The organism is Nonomuraea angiospora, assembly GCF_014873145.1.
GTDB lineage: Bacteria > Actinomycetota > Actinomycetes > Streptosporangiales > Streptosporangiaceae > Nonomuraea > Nonomuraea angiospora.
The window spans coordinates 3,008,954-3,029,671 of the sequence record NZ_JADBEK010000001.1 but is presented as its reverse complement, the minus strand read 5'-3'; the positions used below and the strand labels follow the sequence as shown (position 1 = coordinate 3,029,671).

The following is a 20,718-nucleotide window of genomic DNA, read 5'->3' as shown; positions in this document are numbered from 1 at the left end:
CCGTGAGATGTATCCGTTGAGTGGGAAGCATCTGGCGAGCCGAGGTCACACGCCGGGCCCGGGGCTAACATTGAGCGAGTGACCATCGACACTCTGTCATCATCTGAGTCTCCGGATCTTGCGCGAGCCGACATGGTTGCCCAGCTGAAGGAACGGGGATCGATCCGCTCTCCTGAGGTCGCGGCAGCGTTCGCGAAGGTCCCACGCGAGAAGTTCGCCCCCGAAGCGCCGTCAATCGCCGCCGCTTACTCCGCCATGGACACCGTTGTCACCAAGCGTGATGCCAGCGGCAAGGCAACGAGTTCCGTCAGCGCTCCCTGGCTGCAAGCCGAGATGCTCGAAGCCGCCCAGCTCACGCGTGGGGCGCGAGTGCTGGAGATCGGCAGCGGCGGCTACAACGCGGCACTCATCGCCGAGATCGTCGGCCCGGAGGGGCTGGTGGTCACCATGGACATCGATCCGTTCGTCACCGAGCGAGCGACTCGCTTCCTCACCGAAACCGGCTACCCACAGGTGAAGGTCGTCCTCGGAGATGCCGAGCACATCGGCGATAAGGACGGCCCCTATGACGCCATCCTCGTCACGGTCGGTGCCTGGGACTGTCCGTGGGGGCACCTGCTCGCCCCAGGCGGCCGGATGATCGTCCCCTTGCGGTTCTGCGGGATCACTCGGTCGATCACCTTTGTCCGGGACGGTGACCGGCTCGTCGGGCTGGATCCGACGGTGTGCGGGTTCGTGCCGATGCAGGGCGCCGGAGCGCACCACGAGCAGGTCGCCGCTCTGGCCGGCGGAGCGGTCACGCTGACGCTCGATGGCGGGCCGGCCCTGGACACAGACGCACTCGACCAAGCGCTGACCGGCGACGCGTGCGAACTGTGGACCGGCATTGTCGTCCGTTCCAACGACCCCTTCGACACGTTGCACCTGTGGCTCGCGGCTCACGACGACACCTTCGGCGTGATCTGGCCGAACCCCGACCACGACGGCGAAGGCGACCTCATCAAACCTGTTCTGCGTTGGTTCTGCCCCGCCCTCGTGACTTCCGACAGCTTCGCCTACCTCACTTATCGAGAGGCACACCGGGACCATGAGACCGAAGGGCGCCACCTCGAGTTCGGTATCCACAGCCATGGCCGCCACGGCGTCGAGCTCGCCGAGCGACTTGCCGCTCACCTGGCGACATGGGACCGCGAGTGGCGGCAACACCCAGGCCCGCAGTTCACCCTCCACCCGGCGGACGTGGTGGTGTCAGCTCCCGTCATAGGCCGAATTTTTCTCAAGCGCCACACTCAACTGGTGGTGGACTGGAGTGGGCTTGATCCGGTTTGACGGACATCCGAGATCAGTGGCTTGTCCCCGGAAGGATGTCCATGATGGAGAGCATGGGGAAGAAGAAGCCGCGTCCTCGCCGCTCGTTCACGCCGGAGTTCAAAGCCGAGATCGTCGAGCTGTGCCGGCGCGGTGACCGCTCGGTCGGTCAGGTGGCCAAGGACTTCGATCTGACCGAGACCGCGGTGCGCCAGTGGATCCGCCAGGCCGAGGTCGACGCCGGGCAGCGGGACGGGCTGACCAGCAGCGAACGCCAGGAACTGGAGGCGTTGCGGCGGGAGAATCGGCGGCTGCGCGAGGACGTCGACGTCCTCAAGCGAGCGACAGCTTTCTTCGCCAAGGAGACCCGGTGAGCGTGCACCCGTTCATCGAGGCGGAAAAGCAGGGCGGCCACAGCGTCAAACGGGCGTGTGAGCTGCTGGGAGTCTCCCGTGCCGCCTTCTACGCCCGCCGCAGTGGCGTGCCCGGGCTCCGCGATGCGCGACGGGGAGCTGGCCGAGCGCATCGCCGAGGTGCACGCTCGACGGGTCCCTGGCCACCACCTTCAAGCGAGCGGTGACCAACATCGTGTGCGACAACACGATGGCTGCCGGGCTCGCCGAACGCGGACAGCAGGTCAAGATCAAGCACTCGCGGCACTCGAAGTTCCGGATCACTGAGGCGCGCGAGGCGCTGAACATCGTCTACACCCTGGCCGACGAGTTCTCGCGAGCTGTCGGAGACCTGTGCCGGATCTCGGTCAGCCGATGGCAGTGGAACGCCTTCCTGGACGCCCACGTCTCGATGCCCAACCATCCGGGCCGCAGCCGGACCATGGCCGAGAGCAAGCGCGACACACTGACCAGACTCTGGAACCACGACCTGCGGGTGTCGCCCTGGCAGGGGACGGCCTGGGGTGTGGTGCAGGCGGTCAACACCTTCGCCCACCACGAACAGCATGTACGGGGAGCCGATCGGGCCGAGCGCAACATGTTGCGTGCGGCCACCGGCGGCGTCGACGAACTCGACCGCGACACCCTGAGCACCCTCTCCAAGGTGTTGGACCGCTCACTCGCCGTCTCTGTCTGAAAGCCCGCTGACGATGTGGTGCGGCTCCTGGCCTGTGCCGGGAGCCGACCGAAGGGAGAGACCATGATGTGGACGTACTCCCTCGCAAGGCAGCTTCGCGCACCTGCTGCCTGGTATGCCTGGCGGCGTCGGCCGCGCCCCCGTGAGAAACGACTCAGAAGTACAGAACGGCGCGCTTCGCGACTGGCGGACCGGGTTTCCGGCCGACGGCAAGGTTCAAGTTGCTGACCAGCCCTATCAGGCCTCGGTGCAAGTCGTCCCGCAGCAATTCCGCAGCTTGTCCGGAGATGCCGCGCGTCTCCTGGCACCTACGCCCCAACCCAGATCAAGGAGGAAGACGAGCATGACGGTCAGAGACCTGACCGTTGCCGGTGGTGGACGCGTAATGCGGATCGTGGCGATCGGAGAAGTTGGGAACGACACGGCGACGCTGGTTTCAGCGGCCGATCCGGACGCAGAACGCGAGTATGTGGTTGCGTGCTGGCTGGCTCCGATGCCGACCGGTGCCGACGTCGTCAAGTGCATGGCATGTCTGTGGGACACCCACCTGTGGACGGACGCCACTCACATCAACCGCTGGTCCGGTTATCGGATGCGGCTGATCCGATGTGTCCGTTGCTATGTGGATCTTCTCCGCGTCCGCGATGTGGTGCTGCACGCCACCAGTACCACCATCCGGCTCCATGACCTGGAGCGGTGACGAGCTTGTTCTGACCATTGTGTGAATCGGAAACGGGCCAGGTCCCTGCTGGGTACACCAAGGCCGACCGTCCCGATGTCTCTCCGAAACAGCGGAAGGAGATCGCCTTGGTGTAGTTCCGCCCGCCAACATAGGCGAGCGAGTCCTTCGGCTTGGGGCTGACGACGTTCCCGGCGGCCTTGCCCAGCGCGTCAACGGTTTTGGCGGGTTCTGAGAGGCGTAATGCCGGGAGGCTCCTCCCAAGCGGGGAGATCGTCTTCGAAGACTCAGAGACCTTCAGCCCGGCGGGCCGGCTCGAATGGATCACGCCGGACTTCGCTCTGCCGCGACGATGCCGCCAAACAGCCAGTGCCGGTTGAGAAACGGACGAGCACTGGGCTGCGCGCTTCGCGCCTCCTGGCGCGTTGGCGACGATCCGGCCACAGCGCGTCCATGCCTGTCAGCACCCCGGCTGGGTCCTGACAGAACACCAGAGTTCTGACGTCATACTGCGGAAAGCTTCGCGAGTTCTGATCCCGCATCTGGCCGTTTCTGAAACCCTGACTGATGCTGCGGAGCACGCTGCGGAAGAGGCAGGGCGGAGACGACATGAACGAGGCGACGGCGCATCTGCTGTTCGACGCGGTGGAGCGCATGGAGAAGAACATCATGGCCCAGGAGTGTCCGGCCATCGTCGCCATGGAGGGCAGGGACAAGCTTGCCCTGAGCTACTACGACTACCTGCGCGACGCCGAATCGGCGGAGGCGATCGAGAACAGGGCGGCGGGGAAGGCTCTGGAGATCGACGCCGTTCGGTGGGTGCTGGCCGTTCCGCAAGTGTGGTTGTTCAAGCCGCCGAGCACGGTCGCCGTCCGGGCTGTCTCCAACCACCCGCTCCGGGAGGGGGAACAGGAGGCCATCACCTGGATGAGCTTCGACCGTGAAGATGGTGTCGATTACGGACGGGTGGCGTACGTCCGCCGCCCGAACGGAGAGCCCGTGTTCGAAGACCCGGAGATCTTCGACGTCGGCGTCCAGCCGGCGGAGACCATGCCTGGTTTCGTTCTGCTGCAGCGGTGCCTTGCCGGAGAGTGAGGGCCGGTTCTGAGGAACCGGCCCTCGACCAACTTCAAATCTGTGAACAAAGGCAGATCGAGGTCAGTCGTCGCGAGCCTACTGCCTGGTGCTGGGCACTGCCAGGATGTGGCCCGGAGGGGTGCCGCGGAGCAACTGCCAATACCTGTGGAACGGTGGTGAGCGTTATTACGCCTCGAAGTCTTGCTGTCCCTGTTGGGCGAGTAGCTGACGGAGTCGTTTGATCTCGGCGATCAGCCGAGGGACATCTTGGCGGGCGTTCGCGACGAACTGGGCGTTCTCATCCCAGAGTTCATCGGCGACGTCGACATAACGAGGGCGCTGGATGAGAGTGGCGGCCACGATCTCGTGATGATCGAAGTTCGGCCACCGTTCGCCGCGGCCGGTGTCAGGAACGGTGCTGATGGCCACGAGGTTCATGGCCGCCTCGTCGTCGAGGTGCCGGACGAACCACGGGCCTGGAGTTGCCGCCTCGGCGAGATCTTCGATCGCGGCCAGTTCCTCATCGGTCAGTGGCTCGTGTGTCGTCATCTGGCTGCTCGTTCCTCACGTTCGACCAAGCATCCCTTCTCAAAGCGGCTCCGGCAGGGACCAGGGCGACAATCTGGGGCGCATTCTCCGATCGCCAGCGGGCCTGAACGGACGTGGTCAGCTTGAAGCCTGGCAGTGCGTGAGCCTGCCCCTTCAGTCACCTGGGCCGGTACCGGTCGGTGGTGAAGGTCAACTTGATGAGTTGGTCGTGGGCGCGTGCCCAGTGCTCGGTCGGAAGCCGTGTGGAGGCGATCAGGGGGCAACGGCTGCGACACCTCGTCACGGATGCTCGCCCAGGGTTGCTGTAGCCGCACTACGGCGATGTCACTTTCCGCTCCTGGCCGGGTGGAGTGTGCAGGTCCTTGGAGGGCTGGCCATCCACAGGTAGTTGTGCTGATTTCTTCTCTTGGCCCGGTGGTTGTCCGCCTTGGCCGGGTGGGGTGTGCGAAGGGCTGGTCTCGGGAGGTGCGCTCAGCGACGCCTGCTGCGTGCCGGTCGCGGTGGGTCGGCTGTCGGGTTTCGACGGCTTGGGGACGTCCGGCAGCGCGGCTGGAGTATGGGGGTGGTGTCGTGGAGGCGTTGCCTGGGCGCCGGCAGCGGGTGGAGTGGTGCGCTTTCGGCGTGAAGTGGGGGTCGGGCGCGGGCGGCTGGTCGGAGCAATGGCGGAGGCGATGATCCGGCGTGGCGCCGAGGTGGCTCTTGTCGGTGTGGCGTTGGGGCGGGCGGATAGGGCGGCTGGGGGCTGGCTGGTGGTGTTGCTCTCCGGAGTCGGCACTTCGTCGAAGGTGGGGGAGCTGGCGGGAATGCCGATCAGGAGAGCGGCCGCGACGAGGTGGAGGAGACCTGCCAGGACGGTGGCGGTCCTGATCGCCTGCCCGCGGGTGCGACGCCGTTCGGTGATGGCTTGGTGGGGCCGGGTCGTCACCGTGGACGCGTTCTGGTCGATGACATGGATGTCCTCTCGGAGGCGAGGGCGGGCAACGGCAAACCTTATCGATCTAGACATGGATGGTGACGGCGGTCAAGGGCGTCGGGCAAAGATTCGTCGCCGTATGCCTGCCTGACGTGCGTTTCTGCACGTCGAAGGCGCCTGCGAGGAAGGTTTACGGACTGAGTCAGTTGCTGTGAGTTCGCTGGGAGTTGACTCCCAGGTACTTCGCGGAGCGGTTTCAGTGACCTGGATCTTTCACTCTCCGTAACATTTCCCGAAGGTTGACTGGAACCCCATCTTTGGGTGGATCTTCGCAGTCCGACAGGCTTGCCACATCCCATTCAACAGTGTGTTCGACACTTCGGGTAAGTCACCTTCCGTGGTTCTTGACCGAATGTGCCGATTTGTGGCGTGATGCGGATGTTTTGCTTCAAGGGATCTTTAGATCCTCCTTATCTGCGACCCCTGGCGGGTCGCGTGAGTGTGGAGTGTGTCCGTGTCGCAATTACCCATCCCAGAACCGCCATCGGCCCCACGGCGCCGACCTAGACGTCACGCACGGTTACGTCGGCATGTCGTCCTCATCACCGCCCTCGCGCTGGTGGTCTCGCTCGCTTCGGCACCGCCCGCCGCGGCGCAGAGCGGACCGGCTGAGCCTGGGCTGCTGGCACGCGCGTCGAGTTGGCTGACCGCGCAGTCGAGCTGGCTGGCCGGGCAGGTGGCCGGCTGGTTCGCCGAGGAGCCGAAGGGCGAGATACGCCCGGCTCAGGCGCCGATCACGTTGCCGGGGCGAGATGGCACGCCGGCGCAGCTGAAGCTGGATCCGGTCAAGGAGCCGGGCAAGCGGGTCAAGGAACTGACCGGGCAGCGCACCGCGGTGAGTAAGACCTTCGAGCTGGAGGATGGCCGCCGCCAGGTGGAGATCTCGGCGGTGCGCCAGCACGTGCGGGACGAGTCCGGCACGTGGCGGCCGGTGGACACCCGGGTGCGGGAGCAGGCCGAGGACGGGTTCACGCTGGCGGCCGAGCGGACCGGGTACGTCGCCCGGTTCGGCGAGCGCAGTGACCGGCTGGTGCGGGTCGGGCTCGGCGAGGCGCAGGTGACCTTCGGTCTGCCGGGCGAGCCGCGGACGATCAAGCCGGAGGTGGACGGAGCGAAGGTCACCTACCGGGGCGCGTTCGGTGAGGGCGCCGACCTGGTGTACGAGGTGACCGCGTCCGGGGTGAAGGAGGGCATCGTGCTCGCCCGCGCCCCGCAGGGCAGCCCGTCGTACCAGTTCACCGTCAGCATGTCCGGTGGCCTGCAGGCCAAGGCGAATCCGGACGGGTCGATCGGTTTCGTGCCGCCGTCCGGCAAGGCAGCGGTGTTCACGATCCCGAAGCCGTACATGATCGATACGGCCGACGACGCGGCCTCGCCGTACGGCAAGCGCTTCTCTGCCGCCGTCACCCAGACGCTGGGCGAGCAGTCGACCTTGACGGTCACCCCCGACGCGGGCTGGCTGGCCGCTCCCGAGCGCTCCTGGCCGGTGACCATCGACCCGACCGTCGTGATCGCACCGGACTGGTCAACCTCCAGCGACGCGATGATCGTCTCCACCTCGCCGACCACGAACTACGACGTCGACCTGCGGCTGAGCGTGGGCCGATCGGGGACGAGCGTGTACCGCGGCCTGGTGCGGTTCGACCTGACGGGGCTGGTCCCCGAGGGGACGACGATCGACAAGGCCGAGATGGGGCTGTACTACGACCAGACGCTGGCCGGCTCGACAGGATCGGTGGCGCTGGAGGCTCGGCGGGTGACCCAGCCGTGGGACCCCAGCACGGTGACCTGGAACTCGATCAACACCGCGATGGGCGAGGTCGCCGCCACCGCGACCTTCCAGGCCGCCCAGGCCAACCTCTGGCACACCTACACGGTCACCGACCTGGCCCGCGCCTGGCTGGCCGGGACGACGCCGAACCACGGCGTGATGGTCAAGGCGGTCAACGAGACGGTGGCGGCGGGCGGTCCGCAGTACGCGGAGGGCGAATGGGGCAAGGGCTTCCCGGAGAACCCGATGCCCAAGCTGACCCTGACCTACGGGACCCCGTCGGTGCAGCTCGGACGGCCGCTGGTGGTACACGCCACCGGCGCGGAGCTGGCCTGGAAGCCCTACGACGGGCCTGGCGAGGTCACCGAGTACCAAATACACCGCAGCCGGGACCTCTCCTTCACCCCGTCCCCGGCCACCCTGGTGGCGCCGCTGGACAGCAAGGCGACCACGTACGTGGACACCTCGGCCACGCCGAACACGAAGGTGGCCTACCAGGTGGTCGCCGTGCGTTCGGCCGGGCAGGCCTCGACATCGGGGCCGCTGATCGTGGAGCTGCCCAACGCGGGCATCACCGCGGCCACCATCCCGCCCAGCGCCGACACCACGCTGACCAGCTGCCAGCCCAGCGTCGGGCACGACAAGCTGGGCGAGCGCGCGAACCTGTCGGCCGGATTCGGCGGCACCGCCTTCGGCACCACCAGGGCGCTGCTGAAGTTCGACACCTCCATCATCCCGGCAGGCATCAAGGAGGTCATGGCGAACCTGCGGATCTTCCAGGTCGCCCACCGCGGCCTCGAGCCGAGCTACCACTTCTACCCGCTGACCCGCTCCTTCGACGAGGCCACCGCCTCCTGGCAGCAGGCCGCACCCGGCGTGCCCTGGACGAAGGCGGGCGGCGACCACGAGACCACCTCGGTGGGGCAGGGCTTCTTCACCTCCCCCACCGACCCCGACTTCTCACACTGGTGGGCGCCACGCGGGTTCGACGCGCTGGTGCAGCGCTGGATCAGCGACCCGTCCACCAACCACGGCCTGCTGCTGCGCGCCGACAGCGAGTCGTCCAAGGCCTGCCCGACCAGCGGCGACGGCGACTCCTTCACCTCCTCCGAGGCGGCCGAGCCGGAAGTGCGGCCGTGGCTGCACGTCCTCTACTACGACCCGACGCAGACCTACAGCGCCCCCAGCACCCCGTCCCGGATGGCCGGCGGCGAGCAGCGGACGGTCGACGTCACGATCACCAACACCACCAGCGAGACCTGGCCGGCCGGCACCACCCGGCTGGGCTACTTCTGGAAACTGCCGGACGGCACGGACGTGACCGGCGACACCCAGCTGTTCACCCCGCTGGAAGCAGCGCTGGAGCCACGTGACACGGTCACCGTTCAGGCCCAGGTCAAGGCCCCCACGCTGGCCTCGGGCAACCTGGCGGACGCCGCCTCGCTGGTGTGGGACGTGCACGACACCACTACCAACAGCTGGAAGTCCGCCAGCCACCAGCTGCCGCAACTGCCGCAGCAGATCCGCCTGGAGTCCCCGACCAGCGACCTGCTGGGGCTGGAGAAGTTCTACGCCTACACCGGCAAGAACACCGGCGCCGGAGCGACCGCCCTGGTCAACCCGTACGCGGGCAACGTGGTGTGGAACTACAACGCCTTCACCAACCCCTCCCGCGGCGCGCAGACGTTCGTCCGGATGACCTACAACAGCCTGGACACCAGCGCATCGTCGATGGGCTACGGCTGGTCGCTGCAGACCTCCACGCTGCAGCGCCTCGGCTCACAGTTGCACCTTCACCCTCCCGGTCAGGTCTGGCCCGAGCAGGTGCGGCTGACCGACGGGGACGGCACCACCCACGTGTGGCTGCGCGACCCGCCCACCTGCACCTCCAACTGCGAGTACAAGCACCCGCGCGGCGTGCATCTGTACCTGCAGAAGACCGGCTCGGCCGACCCGCTGCGGCAGTGGGTGTTCACCAAGCCGGACCGCACCCAGTTCTTCTTCGACGACGAGGGCTTCCAGTCGGCGATCGTCGACAAGAACGGCAACACCATGTCGTTCACCTACGAACGTCGCCGCTCCAACAACAAGCCGACCAAGTTCCTGCAGTACATCACCGACGCGGCCGGGCGTCGCACCCTGACCTTCGACTACTACGCCAAGGGCCAGGACTACACCTACATCAACGACGCCGGCCAGCCTGTCAACGACACCAAGCTGACCAACCCGCACATCATCGACAACGTCGAGTCGATCACCGACATCGCCGGCCGGAAGGTGACCTTCGCCTACACCGACAAGGGCCTGATGGCCAAGATGGTCGACGGCGCCGGCGACGAGCAAGCGAAGACGTTCGCCTTCACCTACGACGCCACCCAGGGCAACAAGAACGTCAAGCTCGTGGCCGTCAAGGACCCGCGCGGGCACGACACGAAGCTGAAGTACTACGAGCCGCAGGTCGACCCCGAGGACAAGTGGAAGGTCGAAACCCTCACCGACCGGCTCGACGGAGTCACCAAGTTCGACTACGTCGACCCAGACGGCCCGCAGGGCGCAGTCATCAACGCCACCGTTACCGACCCGCTCCAGCAAGGCACGAACAAGGCCACCAGGTACGTGCTGGACAAGTACGGCCGCCCGGATCTGATCACCAACGCCAACAACGAGATCACTGATCTGGAGTGGGACGACGACCACAACGTCACCACGCTGATCGAGAAGGGCAAGGACGACGGCAAGACGGAATATGCCGTTACGACGTGGGAGTACGACCCGAAGACCGGCTACCCGCTGAAGATCACCGACGCGGAGGCCAACGAGAACCGCACCGCCTCCACCATCCTGATCTACGAGGGTCCGGCCAACTTCAACGGTTTCGTCGCCGACCTGCGCTTCAAGACGAGCCCGAACGGCAACACCCTGGGGGCTGGCGACGGCGCGAAGCACTACACGTGGGAGTTCGGCTACTACGGCAACGGCAACCTGAAGACGGTTACCGATCCGCTCGGCGTCTTAACGGCCGATCCTGACGATTACACCACCACCTACACCTACGACCCTGTCGGCCAACTGGCCACGTCAGTCGACGCCAACGGCAACACCACCACCTTCACCGACTACCACCCGACCGGCTACCCCCAGAAGATCACCGACGCGTACGAGCACAGCACCGTCACCGAATACGACGTGCGCGGCAACGTGCGGTCGGTCACCGATGCACTCGGCAAGACCACCAGCCAGACCTACGACATCTTCAAACGCCCGCTCGAGTCCAAGGTCCCCAAGGACCAGGACGCCTCCCCGCCGGTGTTCATCGTCACCCCGGCCCCGGAATACGACGCCAACGACAACATCACCAAGGCGATAGCTCCCAACGGCGCCGTGTCCACCGCCGTCTACGACAAGGCCGACCAGCTGACAGAGTCGTTCCTGCCCAAGGACAGCGACAACGGACCGGAACGCAAGGCCACCTTCACGTGGGACCTGGCCGGCAATCTGAAGAACCAGACCGAACCCAAGGGCAACCTGCCCGGCGCGGACCCGGCCCAGTTCACCACCACGTACACGTACGACGACATCTACCAGCTAATCGGCGTCACTGCCACCGACGTCGCCAACGCTCGACAGAACAAGATCACCTACGAGTACAACGACGTCGGCAACGTCACCAAGGTCATCGACCCACGCAAGAACGCCACCGCCGACACCGGCGACTACACGGCGTTCTACACCTACGACCGCAACCACCGCGTCACCACCGTCAAGGACGCCGCCGGATACGAGACATCCACTGAGTACGACCTGGACGGCCGGGTTGTGGGCCAGACCGACCAGGACGACAACAAGGCGATCACCGCCTACAACGAGCGCGGCGACGTGGTCGAAACCAAGGTCCCGCATTCCGAGACCGACGGCGTCATCAAGTACGTCACCACCCAGTTCGCCTACGACCAGGTCGGCAACAAGACCAAGACCATAACCCCGCGCGGGGTAGAACGCGGCGGCGACCTGGTCGACTTCGTCGCCGAAACCAAGTACGACAAGCTCAACCGGCCGATCGAGGAGATCTACCCCTACGACCGGTCCGACCCGGTCTACAACAAGCCCGACAGCGTCCTGTACGCCTACGACGCGGTCTCCCGGCTGAAGGAGATCTCGCACCCGCCCTCGCACGGGCAGAGCATCCGCAACGTCTCCACGATGACCTACTGGGACAACGGCTGGTCCAAGACCACCACCGACCCGTGGGACATCAAGACCACCTACGACTACAACGAGATCGGCCTGCAGACCAACCGCACCGTCACCAGCGCGGGCGGCTCCAGCCAGCGGGCTTTGGACTGGTCGTACTACCCCGACGGCAAACTCAAGACCCACTCCGACGACGGAGTCCCCCTCGGCCTCGACGTCGTCCTGTCCGACAACTCCGACACCGACCAGACCACCACCACCGGCACCTGGACCCTCGCCGGCAGCGGCTCGGCATCCAACATCGTCGGCCCCCAGGCCGAGCCGGCCACCGGGTTCGTTGGCTACGACTACGCCACCGCGTCCGCGGGCACCGGCCAATCGTCGTTCGCCTGGAACCTGACCACCCCGTCGGATGGCACCTACAAGGTCCAGGTCCGGTACCCGTCCGGCGCCACGGCCACCAACGCCAAATACAAGATCAAGCACCAGAACGGCGAGGCCAGCGTCACCCTCGACCAGACCAAGAACCCCGGCACCTGGGTCGAACTCGGCTCCTACACCTTCACCGCCGGCACCGCCCACAGCGTCATCCTCACCGACGACGCCAACGGCACCGTGGCGGCCGATGCGGTCAAGCTGGTGCGCGACAACAGCGGCGACACTGACGGTGAGAAGAAGGACTTCACCTACACCTACGACCCCAACGCCAACCTCACCGCCATCCGGGACAAGTCCCCGACCGCCAAGATCGACCTGTGGGACATCTCCTACACCAACCTCAACCAGATCGACACCGTCAAGGAGTCGCTCAACGGCACGCTGAAGAACACCACCGGCTACCGCTACAACGAGAACAGCGCAGTCATTGAGCGCACCCACGATAAGACGGTCGCCACCTACGGCTACGACGTCCGTGACCTGGTCGAGCAGGTGGTCAACAAGAAGTCGGCCACCGACCTCGCGCCGAAGACCACCCGCTACACCTTCACGTCCCGCGCCGAACGCGAGACCGAGACCAAGGCCAACGGCAACGCCGTCACCTACGACTACTTCCTGTCCGGCGTCCTGCGCCACAGCCTGGAGAAGAAGCCCAACGCGACGGTGGTAGCCGAGCACACGATTGGTTACCAAGGCAATCTGCAGCGCGCCAGCGACCACGCCAAGATCCAGAACGCCGACAACCCCGGCGCCTACCTGGAACACGACTACGCCTACACTTACGACCCCCGCGACCGCATCACCAAGACGGTGAAGACCCCGGTCGGCGGCGGGACGGCGGAGACCGAGACCTACTCCCACGACGCCAACAGCAACGTGTGGGAAGAAGAGGTCCTCGGCAAGAAGACCACCTTCACCTACGACCGCAACCGCCTGATGACCTCAGCCAGTGGCGGGCAGACCAGCACGTACACCTACGACCCGTACGGGCGGCTGCGCACCGTCCAGGGCGGCGGCAAGACCTGGGAGAAGTACACCTACGACGGCTTCGACCACGTCACCAAACACGAAAAACTCGGCACCGACGGCACCACCAACACCGTCACCTCCTACACCTACGACCCACTCGACCGCACCACCACCAAGACCGAAAAGGAAGGCACCGCCTCAGCCAAAACCACCACCTACTCCTACCTCGGCCTCTCCGGCGAGGTCTTGGACGAAGAGGTGGCCGGCAAACTGGTCAAGTCCTTCCAGTACTCGCCGTGGGGCGAGCGCCTGTCCCAGGTCAAGGCGAAGACCGACGGGTCGGAGGAGTCGTCCTACTACGGTTACAACCCGCACACCGACGTCGAGCAGATCACCTCGGAGTCGGGCGACACCCGGGCCACCTACGGCTACACCGCCTACGGCAAGAACGACGACAAGCTCTTCACCGGCGTCGACAAACCAGACCCCGTCGACCCCACCGCCAAGGAGGAGTACAACCCCTATCGCTTCAACGCCAAGCGCTGGGACAACTCCACTGGCATGTACGACATGGGGTTCCGCGACTACAACCCTGGCCTTAATCGCTTCCTCAACCTCGATACCTACAACGGCGCCCTCGATGACCTGAGCCTTGGCCTCGATCCCTGGACTAGCAACCGCTACGCCTTCACTGGCGGCAACCCCATCAACATTGTGGAACTCGATGGCCACATTCCCGACGATTACGCCAATGGAAAGAACGGCGGTTATGACGGATGGCAGAGAGACCTAAAGCACTACCGAAATAAGAGCAACAACGTCAATCTACCGGCAGGCAATCCATGCAGAAGAGGGTGTAGCTACTCAAAGAAGGCCCCAACGGGGGTCGATAGTGCAATTGCTAACCTTAGTGGCGCCCTTGACGGCCTCTGGTACATGCTCACCCAGCCCCTTACGGGAGACACTCCTGAGGAGTACATCAATAGAAAAAAGAACCACGGAATGGAGTGCGGCTGCGATCTGGATCCCGACAGTTACTGGAGAGGATTCCGGAGCGGCAACGACCCATCTCTCTTCTTTCCGGGCCCGCACGGTGCGCGCATCAAGGGGCCTGGAGACTTCCCCTTTCCGATCAAGACATATAACGAGATCTATCCGAGCGGGCGGGGCATCATTGCCGATCTGGACGAGAACGGCATCGTGACGATGGCTGTAGAAAAGGCCGATGACACCCCTCGCGGCAGTGAGATGTTCGGAAACGCCATGAAGTATTTCGGAGGTGATGTGAAGGGAGTCAAGGCCTATTGGCAGAACGGGGACAAACTCAGGGATAATCTGGACTCGTTCAACGCGGCGATCCGGTCGGGTATGTCTCTTGATGACGCCGCACGTGCGACATTCACCGGCAAGATGGCGGGACGCCATGGATTTACACGCAGCGTCGAATTCGTAGAGCTGCGCGGAAATCACGGAGAATACACGAACGTGGGCGTGATTTTCCGGTAGGTCTGGGTTGTGTGAGATAATAGCTCACGTCTAACCAGCGGGCGACTCGAAGACCGCGCTCTCGAGTTGCCCGCTGTCCATCCGCAGGACTTCGAGAAAGATGGTCATAGTATGTCGGACTGGCGCAACGATGCGGTCGTGTCAGTTGTCAATGCCAGGGCGAACGGCGTGAGCGCCACCGGACTCATGCAATATGTTCAAGAACTCCTTGGCGAAAGGTTCGGGCCGGTTGCGGCCACAGCGGTTCTCAACGAAGCGTTTGGGATTCCGGTCTACGTCATGCAGCGGGCCTTGGGGTGGCACGGATTTGGACAAGGGGGCAACATGACAGATAGCGAACTTGAGGGGCTGCTCGCTCCCTGGCTGTACAGAGGCTGAAAGGTCTCGCACCGGTCTGATCACCCAACCAGCCCCATCGTGACACTTAGTCATTCCGTTCCTGATCGCCCTGCTGACAGTGATTGCAGTGCGCCACGTCAGCTTGGCACGCATTCCCTGGCCGGCTCACAGTGTCGGTGCGAGCAGCTGCCCCGGTCATTACGCGGGCAGCGCTCGCATAGGACCTGGACGTCTGCGATCAGTAGGACATGTGTCCAGTCCGCGCCACGCTCCCCAATGCCAATTCACGAAGTTGCGTGGGATGGGCCGTGGGCATAACGATCATTTTATGACGCAGGTCGGATGGCGCCGATGAATTCTTGTTCGCGGTAGGGGACGCCTGCCCAGGTGTCGATGCGTACGGTGCTGCCGGTGGAGGGTGCGTGCACCATGCGGGTGGCGTCGACGGCGATGCCGACGTGGTGAATCGTTGAAGGACGGGCGGGGTTGGTGGCGAAGAAAATCAGATCTCCTGGGCGGATCTGGCTTCTGGGGACGCGGACGCCTGCGTTCCATTGAGCGGAGGTGTGTCCGCCGATTCGGGCTCCCGCCTTGGCCCAGGCGTATTCGGCCAGGCCGGAGCAGTCGAACCCGCGAATGTGGGCACCCTGATCGATGCCGAAGCTGGGCCCGTTGGCGTTGCCGCCGCCCCAGGAGTACGGGACGCCGCGCATGTGCAGCGCGGTTTGCACGGCGATCAGTCCGAGCTCAGGTCCTGCGAGCCCTTCAGCAGGTATCACCTTGGGGAACTGCCCACACGGTTCCACCGAGAGTGGTTCGGGGCTGGTGCCGTCGCACGTTGCGGTGGTCGTCGTGGTTGTGACGTAAGCACCTCCGGCGACTGCGGCGAGGAGGACGATGGCACCCATTAGGCTGGCGGCTGCAGCGAAGATCGATGACAGCCCGGTTTCTGCGATCAACAGGGAGCCCCCGGTTGGGGCCAGTGGTTGGCGAGTTCGGCCAGCCGCAGCCGCTGGTTTCGGCGGTTATGGGGGAGCCAGACGGGACCATGCGGGCTGGAGCCGGTGACGGCGGTGGCGCAGGGCACCGAAGTCTGGATGGCGCGTAGTCGGAGGCGGTCCTGCACGGTGCTCTCTCTGCGTGCGGAACTGGTCAGGAACAGAACGGGTGTGGTGATGCCGGTGGCCGCGGTGAGGGCGGCGTAGCCGTCCAGTTTGGCCACGACTCGGCCGATGGTTTCGGTGCCGGTGTCGTATTCGAGGAAGAAGTCCACCGTCTGGCCGTTCTCGGTCCATCGGCCGTAGGCGTCGGGGCGGACGTGGGTGCCCCATTGGGTGGCGCAGAGTCCTTCTGGCCACCAGGTATGCAGGTGGCATCCGGTGGTCTGGCGGGCGGTGCCGGACAGGTGGGCGAAGACGTCGTTGGTGCCGACGGTGTGGGCCAGACGCTGGCTGTAGGCGATGGACAGGACGCGGTCGCGGCGGTAGCCGAATTCGGCCAACTCGATGCCGTCTTCGGTGGCTAGCACGACGGCGCCGGGTTCGCCGAGCACGTAGTGCCAGGGGGCGGAACCGGTCGGCGGTTTGGGACGGAAGCGGTTCAGGACGCCGATGTGATGCAGCTTGACCAGACGGTGGCGCGCCGTGGTCGGGTCGTTGAAGGCGATGCGAGTGATTTGGTGGCTGGTCAGCACCTTGTGGGTCCAGACGAGGCGGAGCAGGTGCCGGTCGCGGCTGGTGAGCTGGGTGGCGAGTGAGGCCATGACGGCTGGCGTGTAGTGCTCGTTCATGGGTGAGCGTCTCCTTCGGTGTTGGGCTGCTGCCGCGGGTCGTCGTGCGGCAGGGCTTTGGGACGGACCGGGGTACGGCCGTGGGCTTGGGCGGCGGCGACCCGGACGCGTTGCGCGACCTCGGAATCCGGGGTGGGGAGGGGGCGGGTGCGCAGGGTGAAGGGCGGGGTCTCACCGGAACGGACGATGAGGCGGGCGGCGGCTTGGTAGGCGCCGAGATTGGCCAGGTCGTGGCGGGTGAGGTACGGGCTGAAGTGGTGTTCAGTCTCCCGGGCGTCTTCGGGAGAGAGCGAGAAGTAGACCTTGTTGCGGGCGTCCGAGCTGATGGCTTGATGGAGGTCGTGGGGGAGCTGGGCCAGGTGCTGGTGGGCCAGGACGATCGAGAGGCCGTAGGCGCGGGCTTCGGCGAGCATCTCTGACAGCGCGCGAGGGAGATTCAGGAAGTTCTGGGTTTCGTCGACGTACAGGGCGGAGGGGGCGCGGCTGTGGCCGAGGCGGGCGCGGTGGGAGGCGGCCTGCCAGACCTGGGCGAGCAGGAGTGAGCCGAGCAGGCGGACGGTGTCGTCGCCGAGGACGCCTTTGGGCAGGCGGGCGAGCAGGATCTTGCCGTTCAGGACGTCGCCGATGTCGAAGGTGGATTGGGCAGAGCCGAGGATGTCGCGGACGAAGGGGCGGAGCAGGAACGCGCGGAGTTTGTTCATGATCGGCGCGGTGACGTGGGATTGGGCCTGCTCCGACAGGCGTTCGTACCAGGTCCAGAACCCTGCCAGGAACGGGTCGTTCAGGCGTTCGGTGAGCTGGTGGCGGTAGTGGGGGTCGGTGAGCAGGGAGGGGATGTCGGCGAGGGTTCCGCCGCTGCGGGACAGGGTGAGAGCGCAGCCGCGCAGGATGTCGTCGCTGCGTGGTCCCCACGAGTCGGCGTAGATCTTGTGGAAGATGCCGACCAGGTTGTCCACGAGGGTGTCCTGGTTCGGGCCGCTCAGAACATTGAGCGCGGGCCGGGAATGGGGGTCGTCGGGGTCGATGAGCGCGATGCGCTGTCCGGCGGTTTCGGGGATGAGGCCGAGGAGGTCGGCGACCAGGTCGCCCTTGGCGTCGATGACGGCGACGCCGCGTCCGGCCTGGATGTCGGACAGGATCATCTGGGCGAGCAGGGTGCTCTTGCCGGTGCCGTTCGGGCCGAGGATGTGCACGTGATGGCAGGAGTCGGGTACGCGGAGCGCGATGGGTCGCTGGTGGCCTGCGTCTGCGGTTCCGAGCACCTTGCCGTGCTGGGCGACTCGTGGCGTGGGAGCGACCGTGTTCGCCCCGGCTCGTTGTAGGCCTGGGACGGCGGGATCGGTCGGGAGGTGAGCGAGCGCGGCGAGTTCAGGGATCGACAGCAGGAACCCGCGTCCGAGACGGCGGGACGCCAGCACCTGCGCAGGTCGGAGCAGTCGGCGCCGTTCCAGGCGGTTGTGTCCGGAGTAGAGGGCGAAGGCGGCGGCGATCGCGTGTGCCCGCCCGCGGATGGCCTGGCGGCGCAGCTTGGCCGCGTTGTCATCGTCCGCTTGGACGGCGTAGCGGATGGCCACTTCATAGCGGGGGCGGAGGGCTTTGTCTCGGACGGCGCGGGCCTCGGCGTAGTGCTCCAGCCGTAGGGCATGATCCAGCTCCCGGTGCTGGCGAGCATGCCCCGGGATGGCGAGATCGAGGGCGGCGCGCAGCAGCGCTGCAGGGAGTCCTGGGCGGGAGAGGCGGCGGCCGGTGGCCGGACGGGCCAGGATCTGCACTGTGGCGTGCTGCCAGACTGGCATGCCCACCCCCGCGCCGAGCAAGGCACGGAGGGGGTCCTGGTCGTGGTCGTGCCGGATCGGCAACCGCTCCTCTCGGGCGATCATGAGCCACCCGCCGGTGGCACGCCCCCTCAGCGGCACCGGCGTGGTCGCCTCCACGACAGTCGTACGCGCGGAGGGCCAGGCGGCCTCGATCGCGTGATCCACCAGGTGCTGGGGGACGGTGCCGGGAACCCACATGAGGATCCGCACCCCACCAGCACCGAAGACGTACTCGAAGGTCAGGTGTGGTTGGCCGAAGAGGACTCGCTTCCACGCCGGGCGCAGCAGCCCGAGCAGGTTGCCCCACAGCGCCTCGGCGCCGTGCAGGTCCGCGACCGGCGGAGCCAAGATCTCCAGGCAGCGTGCTCCTCGGGCGGCGGCGTGGTGGCGCAGCCGTACGAGCAGGAACCGGCTCGGACTCGCTACGAGCACGCTGACCAGAAGCAAGATCGCTATCTGCTGGCCGTGCGTGCGGAGCCACTCCAGGCCGAGGTTCAGTAGGGCGTCCGGGTCGTAGAGCGTCACAGATCTTCCTCTTCGTACTGGGCGAGTTCTTGAGGGGAGGAGGTGACGAGGCGGTGTTCGGTGGGGCTCGCCAGGACGTGGAATGCGACCCGGGAGGAGCCGGAGTCCGCGGCGAGCAGGCCGGTGCCACGGTCGGCGGACAGAAGGAGCTGTCGTTCGCCTTCTGACAGGTTGAAGGCGTCAGTGATCGCGTCGATGGACTGGGGTGCCTGTCGCAGCAGGATCTGCGTGGCTGAGTTGGCGATGATGGCCTGCCCGGCGGGGGAGCCGAGCAGGTCGGCGGCGTCCTGGGTGACCACCGACAGCCCGGCCCAGTGTTTGCGGGCCGCCTTCGCCATCCGGAGCAGGAACTTCGCCCCTTCGGGATCCTTCATGAGCAGCCACGCCTCATCGACCACGACCAGTCGCGGACGCCGTAGGTCGGGGTTGGACACGCGCCGCCAGACGGCGTCCAGGGTGAGCAGCGTGCCGACGGCCTTCAGCTCTTCTGGCAGGTCCCGAAGAGAGAACACGATCAGGTGGGAGTCGGGCCGGGTGGTGGTGGGTCCGTCGAAGAGCCGGCGGTGGCTGCCCGTCACGTACGGTGCGAGTCCGGCGGCCAGCTCGGCGGCATCTTCGGTAAGCGCGGTTACCAGATCTCGCATCAACGGCGGCGGCCGGTCCCAGGTGGCCGGGTCGAAGGTGATTCCGGCCTGCTTGAACGCGGCGAGGATGGCCCGATCCAGTGCGGCCTTGCCCGTCTTATCCAGCGGTTCGCCGAGCATGATCGCGACCAGCGTGTGCAGGAACAGCACCCTGCGGGTGAGCGCGTCTCGTCCGTCGGCGGGTAGGTCGAAGGGATTGAGCCGGACGTCGGGCGCGCCCAGGTGAAGGTAGGCGCCACCCACGGCTTCGCACAGCCGGGCGTACTCGTCTTCGGGGTCGATGACCGCGACCTCGACCCCGGTGTACAGCGAGCGCAATGCCTCCAGCTTGGCCAGGTAGGACTTGCCGGCTCCACTGCTGGCGATGATCGCCGAGTTGTGGTTGGGCTGGGCGAACCGGTCCCAGGTCACCAGGGAGGCACTGGCCGCGTTCGCCCCGTACAGGACGGCTGTTGGCCCCGTCGCGGCGGTCAGGTCCGGGCTGGTGAAGGGGAACGCGGCGGCCAAGGCCGGAGTGTCGAACGTGCGAGTGGTGTTGAGGTTGTCGAAGGCCACCGGCAGTGAGGACACCCAGCCCTGCAGCTGGCGGAATGCGACCGGGCGGGCGTCCAGAAGCAGGGACGCGGCCAGCGCGCGTACCTGGGCACACGCCTCGTCCAGCTCGTTCTGAGTGGCCGCGTGAACGGTCAAATAGATCGAGACGCGGAACAGGCGGGCCTGCCCGCGTGCGATCCGGGAGGCGAGCTCCTGAGCGTCCTCCGCGGCCACCTCGGCGCTCGGGTCGAGGAGACGCCCGTGCTGCTGGTCGCTGCGCAGCCCGGACTCCAACCGGGCCAGCTGTCTGCGCAGCCGATCGGCGGCCACCAGGGACGGCACCGGATCCACATGGAGCGACACGTCCAGACGGCCGGGATAGGTAAGCAAAGGCTCCAGCCACCCGGAGGCGACCTCTCGCGGATACCCGTTGACGGCGAGCGTCGCGCACAGCCCACCGCCAACCCGTAGATGGGATGGCCTGACCAGGATTGCCTCCGGACCAAGCCGGCTACGAGGC

12 protein-coding genes are annotated in these 20,718 nt (G+C 66.0%); 7 read left to right on the top strand and 5 right to left on the bottom strand.

What is annotated here, in order from left to right; all coding sequences use genetic code 11:
* Window positions 1-78: 78 nt before the first annotated feature.
* The 5 genes from fxlM (at window position 79) to H4W80_RS13805 (ending at window position 4,171) form a co-directional block, all read left to right on the top strand.
* Window positions 79-1,329, top strand: coding sequence for a methyltransferase, FxLD system (gene fxlM / locus H4W80_RS13825; RefSeq protein WP_192785457.1), 1,251 nt, complete (start codon window positions 79-81; stop codon window positions 1,327-1,329).
* Between the two features lie 41 nt (window positions 1,330-1,370).
* On the top strand, window positions 1,371-1,682 hold the full coding sequence (locus tag H4W80_RS13820; RefSeq protein ID WP_192785456.1) for a transposase: 312 nt from the start codon (window positions 1,371-1,373) through the stop codon (window positions 1,680-1,682).
* 178 nt (window positions 1,683-1,860) lie between these two features.
* A complete protein-coding gene (locus H4W80_RS13815) occupies window positions 1,861-2,397 on the top strand; it encodes a DUF932 domain-containing protein (protein WP_192793483.1) in 537 nt (178 codons plus the stop codon).
* Between the two features lie 343 nt (window positions 2,398-2,740).
* Window positions 2,741-3,097 carry a hypothetical protein gene (locus H4W80_RS13810; RefSeq protein ID WP_192785455.1) on the top strand — a complete coding sequence of 119 codons (357 nt, stop codon included), beginning with the start codon at window positions 2,741-2,743 and terminating at the stop codon, window positions 3,095-3,097.
* Window positions 3,098-3,685: 588 nt separating this feature from the next.
* Window positions 3,686-4,171 (top strand): hypothetical protein, encoded by a 486-nt coding sequence (locus tag H4W80_RS13805; RefSeq protein ID WP_192785454.1) that lies wholly within the window; start codon window positions 3,686-3,688, stop codon window positions 4,169-4,171.
* A 168-nt stretch (window positions 4,172-4,339) separates the two neighbouring features.
* On the opposite strand, the gene H4W80_RS13800 is transcribed toward H4W80_RS13805, so the two are convergent.
* Window positions 4,340-4,702: a hypothetical protein gene (locus H4W80_RS13800; protein ID WP_192785453.1), complete on the bottom strand. Its 363-nt coding sequence runs from the start codon at window positions 4,700-4,702 to the stop codon at window positions 4,340-4,342.
* 1,532 nt (window positions 4,703-6,234) lie between these two features.
* Between H4W80_RS13800 and H4W80_RS13795 the strand changes: the two genes are divergently transcribed.
* Entirely contained in the window at window positions 6,235-14,550 is an 8,316-nt protein-coding gene (locus H4W80_RS13795) for a DNRLRE domain-containing protein (RefSeq protein WP_192785452.1), read from the top strand.
* 111 nt (window positions 14,551-14,661) lie between these two features.
* The gene (locus tag H4W80_RS13790) at window positions 14,662-14,928 is read left to right on the top strand and encodes a hypothetical protein (protein WP_192785451.1); all 267 of its coding nucleotides are present in this window, start codon (window positions 14,662-14,664) and stop codon (window positions 14,926-14,928) included.
* A 287-nt stretch (window positions 14,929-15,215) separates the two neighbouring features.
* On the opposite strand, the gene H4W80_RS13785 is transcribed toward H4W80_RS13790, so the two are convergent.
* From H4W80_RS13785 to H4W80_RS13770, 4 genes are read right to left on the bottom strand one after another with little or no spacing between them, the layout of a single operon-like run.
* Window positions 15,216-15,848: a C40 family peptidase gene (locus H4W80_RS13785; protein ID WP_225963429.1), complete on the bottom strand. Its 633-nt coding sequence runs from the start codon at window positions 15,846-15,848 to the stop codon at window positions 15,216-15,218.
* Window positions 15,845-16,678 carry a replication-relaxation family protein gene (locus H4W80_RS13780; RefSeq protein WP_225963428.1) on the bottom strand — a complete coding sequence of 278 codons (834 nt, stop codon included), beginning with the start codon at window positions 16,676-16,678 and terminating at the stop codon, window positions 15,845-15,847. The genes H4W80_RS13785 and H4W80_RS13780 overlap by 4 nt, the downstream gene beginning before the upstream one ends.
* Window positions 16,675-19,020 (bottom strand): type IV secretory system conjugative DNA transfer family protein, encoded by a 2,346-nt coding sequence (locus tag H4W80_RS13775; protein WP_192785450.1) that lies wholly within the window; start codon window positions 19,018-19,020, stop codon window positions 16,675-16,677. The genes H4W80_RS13780 and H4W80_RS13775 overlap by 4 nt, the downstream gene beginning before the upstream one ends.
* Window positions 19,017-20,561 (bottom strand): VirB4 family type IV secretion system protein, encoded by a 1,545-nt coding sequence (locus H4W80_RS13770; RefSeq protein WP_318786855.1) that lies wholly within the window; start codon window positions 20,559-20,561, stop codon window positions 19,017-19,019. The genes H4W80_RS13775 and H4W80_RS13770 overlap by 4 nt, the downstream gene beginning before the upstream one ends.
* Window positions 20,562-20,718: the final 157 nt, after the last annotated feature.

Coding starts and splice junctions, on each gene's coding strand:
- H4W80_RS13800 (WP_192785453.1), bottom strand. CDS start 4,702: ATGACGACACACGAGCCACTGACCGATGAGGAACTGGCCGCGATCGAA.
- H4W80_RS13810 (WP_192785455.1), top strand. CDS start 2,741: ATGACGGTCAGAGACCTGACCGTTGCCGGTGGTGGACGCGTAATGCGG.
- H4W80_RS13820 (WP_192785456.1), top strand. CDS start 1,371: ATGATGGAGAGCATGGGGAAGAAGAAGCCGCGTCCTCGCCGCTCGTTC.
- H4W80_RS13805 (WP_192785454.1), top strand. CDS start 3,686: ATGAACGAGGCGACGGCGCATCTGCTGTTCGACGCGGTGGAGCGCATG.
- H4W80_RS13780 (WP_225963428.1), bottom strand. CDS start 16,678: ATGAACGAGCACTACACGCCAGCCGTCATGGCCTCACTCGCCACCCAG.
- H4W80_RS13790 (WP_192785451.1), top strand. CDS start 14,662: ATGTCGGACTGGCGCAACGATGCGGTCGTGTCAGTTGTCAATGCCAGG.